The sequence below is a fragment of the Oceanimonas marisflavi genome, assembly GCF_003049725.1.
Classification (GTDB): domain Bacteria; phylum Pseudomonadota; class Gammaproteobacteria; order Enterobacterales; family Aeromonadaceae; genus Oceanimonas; species Oceanimonas marisflavi.
On the sequence record NZ_QAGM01000016.1, the window covers coordinates 55,056 to 69,250 of the forward strand.

The window sequence follows — 14,195 nt, forward strand, 5'->3', positions numbered from 1 at the left end:
GATTTGACATGAGTAAGGGTATCATAGTCCAAATCATCGGCGCCGTTGTTGACGTGGAATTCCCGCAAGATGCGGTTCCCCACGTTTACGATGCGCTGAAGATTACGACTGAAGGCCAGGGCCAGGGTCTGGTTCTGGAAGTTCAGCAGCAAATCGGCGGCGGCGTTGTTCGTTGTATCGCCATGGGTTCTTCCGACGGCCTGCGCCGTGGTCTGGAAATTGAAAACACCAACGCCCCCATTCAGGTGCCGGTAGGTGTGCAGACCCTGGGTCGCATCATGGACGTGCTGGGTAACCCCATCGACGAAAAGGGCGACATCGGCGAAGAAGAGCGCTGGTCCATTCACCGCGAAGCTCCCAGCTACGAAGAGCAGTCCAGCTCTACCGAGCTGCTGGAGACCGGCATCAAGGTAATCGACCTGGTATGCCCCTTCGCCAAGGGTGGTAAGGTTGGTCTGTTCGGTGGTGCCGGTGTGGGCAAAACCGTAAACATGATGGAACTGATCCGTAACATCGCCATCGAGCACAGCGGTTACTCCGTGTTTGCCGGTGTGGGTGAGCGGACCCGTGAAGGTAACGACTTCTACCACGAAATGACCGAGTCCAACGTACTGGACAAGGTATCTCTGGTATACGGTCAGATGAACGAGCCGCCGGGCAACCGTCTGCGCGTGGCCCTGACCGGTCTGACCATGGCCGAGAAGTTCCGTGACGAAGGTCGTGACGTACTGTTGTTCGTGGACAACATCTACCGTTACACCCTGGCCGGTACCGAAGTATCCGCACTGCTGGGCCGTATGCCTTCCGCAGTAGGTTACCAGCCGACCCTGGCCGAAGAGATGGGCGTTCTGCAGGAGCGTATCACCTCTACCAAGACCGGCTCCATCACCTCCGTACAGGCCGTTTACGTGCCCGCGGATGACTTGACCGACCCGTCTCCGGCCACCACCTTCGCCCACCTGGATGCGACCGTGGTACTGAGCCGTCAGATCGCTGCCCTGGGTATCTACCCGGCCGTTGACCCGCTGGATTCCACCAGCCGTCAGCTGGATCCGCAGGTGGTTGGTGAAGAGCACTACTCCGTAGCCCGTGGCGTACAGACCGTACTGCAGCGCTATAAAGAGCTGAAGGACATCATCGCCATTCTGGGTATGGACGAACTGTCTGAAGACGACAAGCTGACCGTGTCCCGCGCCCGTAAAATCGAGCGTTTCCTGTCTCAGCCGTTCTTCGTGGCCGAAGTGTTCACCGGTGCCCCCGGCAAGTACGTGTCTCTGAAAGACACCATCGCCGGCTTCCAGGGCATCCTGAACGGCGACTACGACACGCTGCCCGAGCAGGCGTTCTACATGGTTGGCTCCATCGACGAAGCGGTCGAAAAAGCCAAGAAACTGTAAGCCTCTAAGGAGGACCTGATGGCTGAGTATAGCTTTCACCTGGACATCGTCAGTGCCGAAAAACGCCTGTTTTCCGGCTCTGTCAGTGCGGTGACAGTCACCGGCTCTGAGGGTGAATTGGGCGTTCGTTACGGACACGCCCCCCTGCTGACGGCAATCCGTCCCGGCCTGGTGCAATACGTCACCAAGGCCGGCCAGCAGGAAGTTCTGTACGTTTCCGGCGGCATGCTGGAAGTACAGGGCAGCAGTGTTATGGTTCTGGCCGACACTGCGATTCGCGCCGAAGATCTGGATAAAGCCAAGGCCGAAGAAGCCAAAAAATCGGCGGAAGCCAAGCTGCAAAACTCCTCACACGATGTGGACTATGCAGAAGCGGCCGCCGAACTGGCCCGGGCTATGGCGAAACTGCGCGTGCTGCAGTTGGTTAAGAAAAACGTACGTTAAGCCGAACGTTCGAAAAAGCGACCTCAGGGTCGCTTTTTTTTTGCGAAAAAATCACAATAACGGCATTAACGGTGAGGTGTCAGGAGTGAGGGGGGAGGCGTTGTAGCTGCCACTTTAGTCGGCAGGGCCTGTGCAACAGGCCTTGAAGCTCCTCTCACTTCACCCCTCACTTTGGTTAAGCAACGGGATATTTATTTCAATGACGATTCAGGCGGTAATTCTGGCTGCGGGCAAGGGCACCCGCATGCGCTCTTCCCTTCCCAAGGTATTGCACCCGGTAGCCAACAAGCCCATGGTGGCCCATGTGATCGAGGCCGCCCGGGCCTGTGGGGTAGATGGCATTCACCTGGTGTATGGCCACGGTGCCGATCAGCTCAAGGCCCGCGTTGAAGCCCCGGATCTGCACTGGGCTCATCAGGCCGAGCAGCTGGGCACCGGCCATGCGGTGGCGGTGGCGTTGCCCGGTATCGCCGATGAAGACAAGGTACTGGTGCTCTACGGCGACACCCCGCTGCTGCAGGCGGAGACCCTGCAGCGGCTGATTGCCGCTCAGCCCGAAGGTGGCGTAGGGCTGCTGACCGTCAATCTGGCTAACCCCACCGGTTATGGCCGCATTGTGAGGGAAAACGGCCAGGTCACCGGCATTGTCGAACAGAAAGACGCCACCCCCGAGCAGCTGGCCATTACCGAGGTGAACACCGGTGTGCTGGTGGCCGACGCCGGCCGGCTCAAGGCCTGGCTGGGCGAACTCAACAACGACAACGCCCAGGGCGAATATTACCTCACCGATATCTTTGCCATGGCCCATCGGGATGGCTGTGACATTGCCACTGTGCAGCCGGCCAGCACCGCCGAGGTGGAAGGCGCCAACGACCGGGTGCAGCTGGCCGGGCTGGAACGGGCCTACCAGCGTATGCAGGCCGAGCGGCTGATGCGCGAGGGCGTCAGCCTGCTGGATCCGGTCCGTTTCGATCTGCGCGGCACCCTGACCGCCGGCGAGGAAGTGGTGATCGATGTGAATGTGATCATCGAGGGCGAGGTACGCCTGGGTAACCGTGTCAGGATCGGTGCCGGCGCCATTCTGAAAAACTGCGTCATCGGTGATGATGCCGAGGTTAAACCCTACTCCATCGTCGAGAATGCCGAGCTGGGCAGTGCCAGCAGTGCCGGCCCCTTTGCCCGCCTGCGTCCCGGTGCCGTGCTGGCCGAAGACGCCCACGTCGGCAACTTTGTGGAAATGAAAAAGGCGCGCTTGGGCAAGGGCTCCAAGGCCGGTCACCTGACCTACCTGGGCGACGCGGAGATCGGCGCAGGCGTGAACATCGGTGCCGGTACCATCACCTGCAACTATGATGGCGTTAACAAGTTCCAGACCGTGATTGAAGACGGCGTCTTTGTGGGCTCCGACACTCAGCTGGTGGCCCCGGTACGCATCGGCAAGAACGCCACCCTGGGCGCCGGCAGCACGGTGACCAAGGACGTGGCCGAGGCCGAGCTGGTGATCACCCGTGTGGCCCAGCGTCATATCAAGAACTGGCCCCGCCCGGTTAAAAAGAAGCCGTAAGCTGTCAGCTTTCAGCTATAAGAAAACAAACGCGGCTGTGATTTCACAGCCGCGTTTGTTTTGCCGGCTTTGCTTTTTTGGGCGTTGGTTGTGGGTAGGTTGGCGATGAGCGCAGCGAATCCCAACATGTCACAGCCGGCTTCGTGTTGGAATTCGCTGCGCTCATTCGCAACCTACGGCAATTGATCGCTTACAGCTGATGGCTGACAGCTTTCTTTTGTTCTGTTAGCATTCTGCTTTCAAACCGAAACTTAATGCCATCATGTCGAAACGTAACACTCAACAGCGTCGTCATACCATTATTACCCTGCTGAATGAGCAGGGCGAGGTGACCGTGGATGAACTGGCCCGGCGTTTCGATACCTCGGAAGTGACCATTCGCAAGGATCTGAGCGCCCTCGAGAAAAACGGCCTGTTGCTGCGTCGTTACGGCGGGGCCGTGCCGGTGCCGAGCGAAATGGTGGCGGACGGACCGGCGGAGCCGGTTTCAAAACGAAAGCAGGCCCTGGCCCGGGCGGCGGCGGCGCGCATTCGCGATCACAACCGCATCATTATCGACAGCGGCAGCACCACGGCGGCGCTGCTGGGGGAGCTGGGCCGCAAAAGCGGCCTGGTGGTGATGACCAACTCGCTCAATATCGCCAATGCCCTGCGCGAGCTGGAGCCGGAGCCGACCCTGCTGATGACCGGCGGTACCTGGGATCCGTCTTCCGAGTCGTTTCAGGGGCGAGTGGCCGAGCAGGTATTGCGCTCCTACGATTTCGATCAGTTGTTTATCGGTGCCGACGGCATCGATCCCGAACGGGGCACCACCACCTTTAACGAACTCACCGGCCTGTCCCGGGTGATGGCCGAGGTGGCCCGGGAAGTGGTAGTGATGGTGGAGTCCGACAAAATTGGCCGCAAAATTCCCAATCTGGAGCTGCCCTGGAGCGCCATTCATACCCTGGTGACCGACAGCGGCATCAGCGAGACAGAACAACAAGCATTAGAGCAAAAGGGCATCACCCTGGTGATTGCGCCTTCATCCTGAGGACAAGAGCATGTGTGGAATTGTAGGGGCCGTGGCCCAGCGTGATGTGGCGGAAATTCTGGTGGAAGGCCTGCGCCGTCTGGAATACCGGGGTTACGACTCCGCCGGGGTGGCCATTATTCACGACAACCAGCTGGGCCGGGTGCGGCGCCTTGGCAAGGTGCAGGCGCTGGCCGATGCCCTGAATGAACAACCCCTGGCCGGCGGCACCGGCATCGCCCATACCCGCTGGGCCACTCACGGCGAGCCGTCGGAGCGCAACGCCCATCCTCATGTGTCCGGCAACATTGCCGTGGTGCACAACGGCATTATCGAAAACCACGAAGAGTTGCGCGAAAGCCTGAAAGAAAAGGGCTACGAGTTTGCGTCCGACACCGACACCGAGGTCATCGCTCACCTGGTGCACTGGCATCGTCAGCACAGCGAGTCGCTGCTGGCGGCGCTGCAGGCCACGGTAAAAGAGCTGCGTGGTGCCTACGGCACCGTGCTGATGGACGTCAACGACGACTCTCGCGTGGTGGTGGCCCGCTCCGGCTCACCCCTGGTGATCGGCTTGGGGCTGGGTGAGAACTTTATCGCCTCCGATCAGCTGGCGCTGCTGCCGGTCACCCGTCGCTTTTTGTTCCTGGAAGAAGGGGACGTGGCCGAGATGAGCCGCCGGGAGATTCATATTTTTGACAGCAACGGCCAGCCGGTGACCCGGGCCGAGCAGGAGTCGGACGTGACTCACGATGCCGGCGACAAGGGCGAATACCGTCACCATATGCTGAAGGAAATTTATGAGCAGCCCAAGGCCATTACCGACACCCTGGAAAGCCGGCTGAGCGAGCAGGGCGTGGTGGTGGAGTCCTTTGGCAACGGCGCCCGCGACATCTTTGAACAGGTCGAGCACATTCAGCTGATTGCCTGCGGCACCTCCTACCATGCCGGCATGGTTGCCCGTTACTGGTTCGAGGCCCTGGCCGGCGTGCCCTGCGATATCGAGATCGCCTCCGAGTTTCGCTACCGCAAGTCGGTGGTGCGCCCCAACAGCCTGCTGATCACTCTGTCTCAAAGTGGCGAGACCGCCGACACCCTGGCGGCGCTGCGGCTGGCCAAGGAGTCCGGTTACATGAGCAGCCTGACCATCTGCAACGTGCCCGGCTCGTCCCTGGTGCGGGAGTCGGATCTGGCCTTTATGACCCGGGCTGGCGCCGAGATTGGCGTGGCTTCTACCAAGGCCTTTACCACCCAGCTGGTGGCGCTGCTGATGCTGGTGGCGGCGGTGGGTCGTTGCCGTGGCAACATGAGCGAGCAGACCGAGGCCGAGCTGGTTCGTTCGCTGCGCTCACTGCCGGCGCATATTGTCGATACCCTGGCCCTGGCCGGCGACATTGAGCAACTGGCGGAAGAGTTTGCCGACAAGTATCACAGCCTGTTCCTGGGGCGGGGCGAGCAGTACCCCATCGCCATGGAAGGGGCGCTCAAGCTCAAGGAAATCTCCTACATTCACGCCGAGGCCTATGCCGCCGGCGAGCTCAAGCACGGCCCGCTGGCGCTGATCGACGCCGATATGCCCATTATCGTGGTGGCGCCCAACAATGAGCTGCTGGAAAAGCTGAAGTCCAACGTGGAAGAAGTGCGTGCCCGCGGCGGCATTCTCTATGTGTTCGCCGACAAACGGGCCGGTTTTAAAGGCGACGACACCATGCGGGTGATGTCATTGGAGCATGTGGACGAGGTGATTGCCCCGATTGTTTACACTGTGCCGCTGCAGCTGCTGTCCTACTATGTGGCACTGATCAAGGGCACCGACGTGGATCAGCCCAGAAACCTGGCCAAATCGGTCACGGTTGAATAAGACCCGGCATCAAAAACATCAACCCGGGGCAGTCCCGGGTTGATGCATTTCAGCGTTCCGAAAATACCGCCACATAATGGCTGGTTTCTCCGTGATCATTGCTCAGGCTGCGAATGGAAAAGCGCATCCTGGTGGTGACGCCGGGCCTTATCTGACAGTTTATCTCGCCCTGCCAGTGACCATGGGTGTCTACATGTTGCCACGGTGACTCCTGCTCGTCAGAAGCGGGCGGAAGAGCCTTGCCGAGTGGCTGGCCCAGCATTTCGTCCAGAGTGTAACCGGTAAGGTGATGATAGGCCGGGTTGGCATATACCAGCCGCTGGTGGCGATCGAAAATCATCACCGCTTCCAGCATATTGGCCAGCACCAGCCGGTTCAGCTGCAGGGATTCTTCTGCCTGTTTCAGGCGGCTGATGTCCTGTCCCTGCAGCTGAACGGCAGTGACCACCTGGTTGGTGAACACGGGCGCCAGGGTCCAGAGCTGATAACGGGGGCGTTGTGGCAGGGAGCCCAGCCTGGCTTCAATGTCATCGATTCTGCGTCCCTTTCTGGCCTGATTGATGGCCTGCAGCAAGGGGGCAAGCTGTTCGGGCGAGAAGTGGCGGGTAATGGGCGTACCAATCAGCTGATCCTGTTCCTGCTTGAACAGCTGTATGGCCGTCAGGTTAAGGGCCTGAATACAGTCGTCATTGCCCACTATGATGGTGGCCGAACTGGCGGCGTCAAAAAGGTGGGCCAGCCGCTGCTCTTTTTGCTGCAGTACAGAGACCATCTGTTCCAGGCTGGCGCCCAGAAAATTGAACTCCTGAATGCGGTCGGGTTGAAACACGGCTTTTTTTCCGTGGCTTACGCGCGTGGCAAAGCGGGTAAGACCGTCCAGAGGGATGGTGATTTGTTTCAGGGTGTAGATGGACAAAATCAGGGCGGCAAGCAACACCAGCATCAGCGCCAGCAGGGTATGATGGCCATAAGTCTGCTGGAGTTGCTGGGCAATGGTGTTGTCGGTCAGTAACAGCACTTTCAGTTGGCTCGGCTCACCATTAATCCGCAGTGGCTGTACGCTGAAGTAATGGCCCCGTATCTTTCCATAATCGCGTCGGCCGGACAGAACCTGAGTGACTATGTCCGGGGTAATGTCGTTGTTGTTAAAGAACATGGGGCCAACGGCCTGGCCATGCATGATCAGCTGAATACTGAGGTTGTTTGCTCCCCGTCCCAGCTGGTGCAACAGGCTGAGGTTATCATTCAGTACTACTCCGCCAATCAGGCTGCCGATCACCCGGCCCGAGTCCGGTGACAGCAGCGGATACCGTTGCAGCAGAATGCTGAGGGGGTTGAGGGACGCATCCAGCTCTATGCTGGTCCATTTCTGGAACAGGGGAGGAGTGGTGATCAGCTGGTTCAGCCGGTGCTCCACCATGTACAGAGGAGAGTTCATGTTGGCCCATGGTTTGCCCTTTTGGGTCAGCATCAGCAAATCCAGATGTTCTCCATGACGGTGGCCGAGCGTGTCCTGCAGCCGGGCCCGGGCAGCTGTTCGATCGCCGGATGACAAATTCTGGGCCAGCTCCGGCTGTTCAGCCGTGGCCGACAGCAGGGCGTCGAGACCACTCAGGTAGCTGTCCAGCAGGATCTGCAGCCGGTCATTGGCTTCTTCCAGCTGGTGCCGAATACTGTCATTGACCATGCTGGTGGTGCTGCGGTAGGTCAGCACCAACAGGGCGGCAGCCAGCAGCAAAAAGGCGGGCAGCAGTACCTGCAGCAGCAGCCTGAGCAGGGGTCTGGCGCGGGGGCTATTGTGAGTAGCGGAAGGCATGAGCTTTAAGGTGCTCCAGTTTATCGGCCGGAGTTTGCCGATCAATTACCACGAAGTCTCCGCTGTAAATCAGGGGAATCTGATTACCTTTGCCTTCCTGATCCAGGCGAATGGCTTCTGCCATGGCCACGCCGTTGTCGTCATTCATGCGCATTACGGTCACATCCAGCCCCCCCTGAGCCAGGGTGTCCAGTTCGGCACTGCCTCCGCCCCAGCCGTTCAGGATCACGTCGTTTTCCCGGCCCAGCTGTTTCAGGGCATCGGCGGCGCCCAGGGCAATGTCTGTGGTGCAGGCATATATCAGATCGATGGATGAATCGTCAGCCAGTGACTGTAATACCGCCTCTTTGGCTTTCTCCCGCTGCACATCGGTATAAAAGGCGTTGCGCAGGATAAATCCGGGCTGACTGGCGGTCTGGCGAATAAACTCATCCCCCCTTGCCCGGCTGACGTAACCTTTGCTGCCATAGAGCATCAGATAGTTGGCGTTCGGGCCGGTCATTCGGTTAATGGCTGCTGTCAGCAGCCGGGTTCCTTCCCGGTGATCAAAGCCCACATAGAAAAATGGCTGATTTTTTCCCCAGCTTTTCAGCGGGGTGGTGATGTTCATCAGGATCAGTTTGGGATGGCCACGAGCCAGAATTTTTTCAACCAGTACCCGGTGACGCAGAGCGTCCAGGGTGAAGAGCAGGTAGTCGGGGTTGCTGTTCAGGGCCTCGGCCAGCAGCCGTTCCTGCTGCCTGAGAGTGGTGGCAGGCTGAAACGAGTAGCTTTTAAGGGTAAAGGGCAGGCCTGTTTCCTGTAAACGACGGGACAGGCTCAGCTTGCTGCGCCACCAGTAATCCGATACCTGAACATCGGGAGTGACCATGGCGATGCGTATTGTGGAAGGATCTGCTGCCGTCCAGGGCTGGGCCGGTTGCCGGACCCGTTCCGCAAAGCTGGCGGCCAGCCGGTGCTGCCGTGGAAAGGTGTCCATGTATTCCTGATAGGACCAGTAATCATGATTGCCAGCCACTGACGGAGCGGACATAAACAGCATAAAGAGTATGCCGGTGAATAAGAGTCGTGCTGTCAACATTGTTGTAACCCATGCAACCAAGGCATGAAAAGCGGAATTCATGTGTAAACGGGCGTCGATCCTATTATGTGTGCGGAGCAAAGTCAGTAGTTTACTGAAGGCAAGGGCGGTAACAGGGGAGGCGGACGGCCAGGTACCCGTGTTCCTGGCCTGCCAGCCTCAATCCGTGTCATGCCAGATCAAAGCGGTCGGCATTCATGACTTTGGTCCAGGCGCTGACAAAGTCACGGACAAACTTCTCTTTATTATCGTCCTGAGCATAGACCTCGGCATAGCTGCGCAGCACCGAGTTTGAACCAAATACCAGATCCACCCGGGTGGCGGTCCATTTTACCTTGCCGGAGTGGCGCTCGACGATCTCGTAAAGGTTGTCGCCCGCCGGCTGCCAGCGGTAGCCCATGTCGGTCAGGTTGACGAAAAAATCGGTGCTGAGCACGCCTGCACGGTTGGTGAATACGCCGTGCTTGCTGCCGCCGTGGTTGGTATCCAGTACCCGCATGCCGCCCACCAGCGCTGTCATTTCCGGTGCCGTCAGCCCCATCAGCTGGGTTCGATCCAGCATCAGCTCCTCCGGAGTGACCGCATAATCCTGTTTCAGCCAGTTGCGGTAGCCGTCGTGCCGCGGCTCCAGTGGCGCAAAGGACTCGGCGTCGGTCATGTCATCGGTGGCATCGCCCCGGCCGGGGGCAAAAGGCACTGTTATTTGCACGCCGGCGTCGTGGGCAGCTTTTTCCACTGCGGCACAGCCACCCAGCACAATCAGATCGGCCATGCTTACCGGTTTGTCGAGGGTCGACTGCAGCTGCTTCAGGGCCGCCAGCACCTTTTGCAGCCGGGCCGGCTCGTTGCCTTCCCAGTCCTTTTGCGGAGCAAGGCGAATGCGGCCACCGTTGGCGCCCCCCCGGTAGTCGGAACCTCTGAAGGTGCGGGCGCTGTCCCAGGCGGTGGCCACCAGCTCGGATACAGTCAGGCCGGTGGCCAGGATTTTCGCCTTGAGCCCGGCAATTTCCTCATCGGTCATGCAATAGCTCACCGAGGGAACGGGATCCTGCCAGAGCAGATCTTCGTCCGGCACATCCGGTCCCAGATAACGGCTTTTTGGCCCCAGATCCCGGTGGGTAAGCTTGAACCAGGCGCGGGCGAAGGTGTCGGCAAAATAGGCCGGGTCCTGCCGAAAGCGCTCCATGTATTTGCGGTAGTCCGGATCCATTTTCATCGCCATGTCGGCGTCGGTCATCATGGGCATACAGCGGCGGGACGGGTCTTCCACATCCACCGGTTTGTCTTCTTCCTTTATATTCACCGGCCGCCACTGCCAGGCGCCGGCAGGACTTTTGGTCAGCTCCCACTCGTGATCGAGCAGCATATCGAAATAGCCGCTGTCCCACCGGGTGGGGTGGGTAGTCCAGGCGCCTTCAATGCCGCTGGTGACGGTATCCCGGCCAATTCCCCGGCCCTGATGGTTGTTCCAGCCCAGGCCCTGCTCTTCCAGTCCGGCACCCTCGGGCTCCGGCCCCAGATTGGCGGCACTTCCGTTACCATGGGCCTTGCCCACGGTATGGCCACCGGCGGTAAGGGCGGCCGTTTCCTCGTCGTTCATGGCCATGCGGGCAAAGGTTACCCGCACGTCGTGAGCGGTTTTCAGGGGATCGGGTTTGCCGTCGACCCCTTCCGGATTGACGTAAATCAGGCCCATCATGACCGCCGCCAGCGGGTTTTCCAGCTCCCGCTCGCCGGAGTAGCGGCTGTTCGGGTTATTGCTGGGCGCCAGCCACTCTTTTTCCGCTCCCCAGTAAATGTCCTTTTCCGGATGCCAGATATCGGCCCGCCCGCCGGCAAAGCCAAAGGTTTTAAGGCCCATGGATTCATAGGCCATATTGCCGGCCAGTATGATCAGGTCGGCCCAGGACAGGGCATTGCCGTATTTTTTCTTGATCGGCCACAGCAGACGCCGGGCCTTGTCCAGATTGCCGTTGTCTGGCCAGCTGTTAAGCGGGGCAAAACGCTGGTTGCCGGTGCCGCCGCCACCGCGGCCGTCGGCAATGCGGTAGCTGCCGGCGCTGTGCCAGGCCATGCGGATCATCAGGCCGCCGTAGTGCCCCCAGTCGGCGGGCCACCAGTCCTGGCTGTCGGTCATCAGGGCTTTAAGGTCATTTTTGACCGCCTCCAGATCCAGCGTGTTAAAGGCCTCGGCATAATTGAAGTCCTCGCCCAGCGGGTTGGTCTTGGTGTCGTGCTGGTGAAGGATGTCCAGATTCAGTGTTTTGGGCCACCAGCGGGTGTTGTTGTCGCTGGTATCTGTGTGAGCGCCGTGCATGACCGGGCACTTGCCGGAAGGTGTGGAGGTGTGCTTTTTCATTTTGAATGCCTCTTGCGTTAAAGCGCAAAAATGGAATTAAAAATGCCTGTTTACCTGATGATGAAGCTAACCGGAGTATAGCTATCGAAGGGTAGACCATTGCACAAAGCGGGCAGGGTAGAGAAAGAAGTGCCGGGGTTAGCGATGAGCAAAAAGCTTCACTTGGAGATGTATGGCTGTTAGCTTATCATTTGGTTCTTAATTTTCCCCTGACACACCATAAACCACCGAATATTTCTGAATTGGCATGGATGCCATGCAATTTGATTGAGTATGGGGTTGTATCTGTTCGCTATTTATTGATGGCATCCACTCTTTTAATAAACAACAACGGCAGAGGACGCCAATGACTTTACTCCGTCCGACATTTCTTTCTTTTCTCGTGGCGACTGCCCTGGCCGGTTGCTCCGTGGCGCCGCAGAATTTCAGCCATTCCGATATCAGCCGCATCAATCAGGCCGATCGGGCGGCGGCCTTTGCCAATATGGTGCCCCATGGCGAGGTGATCACCCTGGACGAGGCCATTGCCCGGGCGCTGAAATACAATCTGGAGCAGAGAGTGCGGCTGCTGGAGCAGTCGCTGGCGGCGGGTGAGCTGGAGGCCGGCAAGTTCGACATGCTGCCCAAACTGCTGGCCAACGCCGGGTATTCCTGGCGGGATGACTTCGCCGGCCGTTATTCGGCGCCCTATGACGATCCCGAAAACCTCGACTCCAACCTCAGCTCGATCGATGTGTCCTCCGAAAAGGCCCATAGCACCGCGGATCTCACCCTGTCCTGGAACCTGCTCGATTTTGGCGCCAGCTACTACACCGCCAAACAAAATGCCGACAAGCTGCTGATCGCCAACGAGCGCCGGCGCAAGGCCATGCACACCCTGATCCAGAATGTGCGCACCGCCTACTGGCGCACCCTGGCCGCCGAACAGCTGGGGCAGAGGGTCAGAGGCACCATAGAGGAAGCCGAGCAGGCGCTGCAAAACGCCACCCGGCTGGCCAGTGAGCGGGTCAGCATGCCCGATGAGTCTTTGCGCTATCAGCGTAACCTGCTGGAGAACCTGCGCCTGCTGGAAAGCGTGGAGCGGGAGCTGGCCAGTGCCCGTATTGAACTCACCAACCTGATAGGCCTGCTGCCGGGCACCCGGTTCCGGCTGGAGCAGCCCGAGGCCGACACCCGGCCGCTGGATGCCGACGTGACCCTGCTGGAAGAACGCGCCCTGCTGCACAACGCGGATTTGCGTGAGCAGTTCTACAATGTGCGGATCATTGCGCAGGATACCCGCAAGGCGCTGCTGCGCCTGCTGCCGGGCATCAGCTTTGACTACAGCCTCAACTTTGATGACGACCGCTATCTGGTCAAGGATCAGTGGCAAACCGCCGGGGTTCGGGTGGGGGTGAACCTGTTCAACCTGCTGTCGGCACCGTCACGCATGGAGGCGGCGGAGCGTAACGAAACCCTGGCCGAGGCCCGGCGCATGGCGCTGCAGATGTCGGTGCTGACCCAGGTGCACCTGGCCCGTTACCAGTATGAAGACGCCCTGCGCCAGTATCGCCGGGCGGATCAAATCTATGACGTGGACAACCAGCTGGAACAGATTGTGCGCGGCAAGTTCCAGAGCAATATGGTGGGCGAGCAGACCCGCATTTCGGCCAGCGTGACCACCATTCTCAGTGAGCTGCGCCGCTATCAGGCCATGGCCAGGGTGCAGGAGTCGGTAGGCCGGCTGCAGGCCAGTCTGGGCATGGAGCCCCGTTTTGACAGCGTGGATGAGATTGAGCTGGACGAGCTGCGCACCCGGGTGCGTAGCTGGCTGGAGCGGGGCATCAGCCCCGAGACCCTGCAAGCCGAGGCCCCCCTGCCGGCCAGTGAACGGGAGTCTTCATGAAATTGGCAACGGCTCTGATGGGTCCCTTGTTGTCGGGGGCTCTTATGGCGCCGGTGCTGGCGCAATCCGAGCTGTCTCTGGCGCAGAGCGAGCTGCGTGCCCAGCTCAGCCCGGTACGCTATGCCACTCTGGCGGCGGGCATGACCGGCAAGGCAGAACAGGTGCTGGTACGGGAAGGCCAGCGGGTGGAGCAGGGGCAGATCCTGCTTGAGTTCGACTGCACCCTGCAGCAGGCCCAGCGTCAGAAGGCCCGCGCCCAGCTTGCCGGGGCCCGCAACAACTACACCGGCAACAAGCGCATGGCCGAGCTGAACGCCATTGGCAGCGTGGAGCTTAACAACAGCAAAATCGAGATCGACAAGGCCCGGGCTGACCTGGCCTATCTCGATGCCACCATGGCACGTTGCCGGGTGCCGGCACCCTATGCAGGCTTTGTGGGAGAAGTGCATGTGCGCGGCCAGGAGTTTGTGCAGGCCGGTGAGCCGCTGCTGGAGATCATCGACGACAGCGCGCTGGAGCTGGAGTTTATTGCGCCGTCCCGCTGGCTGGCCTGGCTGACGCCCGGTCATGAATTTGAGGTGGCCATTGAAGACACCGGCCGGCGCTATCCGGCCCGGCTGGCTCATACCGCCGGCAAGGTGGATCCGCTGAGTCAGTCGATCAAGGCGGTGGCGGTGATCGATGGCCAGTTTGATGAACTGTTACCGGGCATGAGTGGTCGCCTGTTGCTGTTACCCCCCGATATAAGCGCCCACAACGAATAACAATCGCCGCCA

The 14,195-nt window shown here is 59.7% G+C and carries 10 protein-coding genes; 7 read left to right on the plus strand and 3 right to left on the minus strand.

Features of this window, described 5'->3' with window-relative positions:
* The first annotated feature begins 8 nt into the window (after nucleotides 1-8).
* The 5 genes from atpD (at nucleotide 9) to glmS (ending at nucleotide 6,278) form a co-directional block, all read left to right on the plus strand.
* Complete coding sequence (atpD, locus tag DA373_RS11135; RefSeq protein ID WP_107852385.1) at nucleotides 9-1,397, plus strand: F0F1 ATP synthase subunit beta; 1,389 nt, start codon at nucleotides 9-11, stop codon at nucleotides 1,395-1,397.
* Between the two features lie 18 nt (nucleotides 1,398-1,415).
* Nucleotides 1,416-1,841, plus strand: coding sequence for a F0F1 ATP synthase subunit epsilon (locus DA373_RS11140; RefSeq protein ID WP_107852386.1), 426 nt, complete (start codon nucleotides 1,416-1,418; stop codon nucleotides 1,839-1,841).
* Between the two features lie 199 nt (nucleotides 1,842-2,040).
* Nucleotides 2,041-3,405 (plus strand): bifunctional UDP-N-acetylglucosamine diphosphorylase/glucosamine-1-phosphate N-acetyltransferase GlmU, encoded by a 1,365-nt coding sequence (glmU, locus tag DA373_RS11145; protein ID WP_107852387.1) that lies wholly within the window; start codon nucleotides 2,041-2,043, stop codon nucleotides 3,403-3,405.
* Nucleotides 3,406-3,667: 262 nt separating this feature from the next.
* On the plus strand, nucleotides 3,668-4,438 hold the full coding sequence (locus tag DA373_RS11150; RefSeq protein WP_107852388.1) for a DeoR/GlpR family DNA-binding transcription regulator: 771 nt from the start codon (nucleotides 3,668-3,670) through the stop codon (nucleotides 4,436-4,438).
* A 10-nt stretch (nucleotides 4,439-4,448) separates the two neighbouring features.
* Complete coding sequence (gene glmS, locus DA373_RS11155; RefSeq protein WP_107852389.1) at nucleotides 4,449-6,278, plus strand: glutamine--fructose-6-phosphate transaminase (isomerizing); 1,830 nt, start codon at nucleotides 4,449-4,451, stop codon at nucleotides 6,276-6,278.
* Between the two features lie 49 nt (nucleotides 6,279-6,327).
* Here the strand turns inward: glmS and DA373_RS11160 are convergent, their stop codons facing one another.
* The 3 genes from DA373_RS11160 to katG all read right to left on the minus strand — a co-directional run bounded on the left by DA373_RS11160 (nucleotide 6,328) and on the right by katG (nucleotide 11,534).
* Nucleotides 6,328-8,094 carry a LuxQ periplasmic sensor domain-containing protein gene (locus DA373_RS11160; protein ID WP_107852390.1) on the minus strand — a complete coding sequence of 589 codons (1,767 nt, stop codon included), beginning with the start codon at nucleotides 8,092-8,094 and terminating at the stop codon, nucleotides 6,328-6,330.
* On the minus strand, nucleotides 8,072-9,073 hold the full coding sequence (locus tag DA373_RS11165) for a substrate-binding domain-containing protein (protein ID WP_232821262.1): 1,002 nt from the start codon (nucleotides 9,071-9,073) through the stop codon (nucleotides 8,072-8,074). Before DA373_RS11165 ends, DA373_RS11160 begins: the two co-directional genes overlap by 23 nt.
* 271 nt (nucleotides 9,074-9,344) lie before the next feature.
* Nucleotides 9,345-11,534: a catalase/peroxidase HPI gene (katG, locus tag DA373_RS11170; protein WP_107852392.1), complete on the minus strand. Its 2,190-nt coding sequence runs from the start codon at nucleotides 11,532-11,534 to the stop codon at nucleotides 9,345-9,347.
* A 409-nt stretch (nucleotides 11,535-11,943) separates the two neighbouring features.
* Here katG and DA373_RS11175 point away from each other — a divergent pair, with 409 nt between their 5' ends.
* Both DA373_RS11175 and DA373_RS11180 read left to right on the plus strand, forming a co-directional pair.
* On the plus strand, nucleotides 11,944-13,419 hold the full coding sequence (locus DA373_RS11175) for a TolC family protein (RefSeq protein ID WP_198650301.1): 1,476 nt from the start codon (nucleotides 11,944-11,946) through the stop codon (nucleotides 13,417-13,419).
* Complete coding sequence (locus DA373_RS11180) at nucleotides 13,416-14,183, plus strand: efflux RND transporter periplasmic adaptor subunit (protein ID WP_107852394.1); 768 nt, start codon at nucleotides 13,416-13,418, stop codon at nucleotides 14,181-14,183. Before DA373_RS11175 ends, DA373_RS11180 begins: the two co-directional genes overlap by 4 nt.
* The last annotated feature ends 12 nt before the right edge of the window (nucleotides 14,184-14,195 follow it).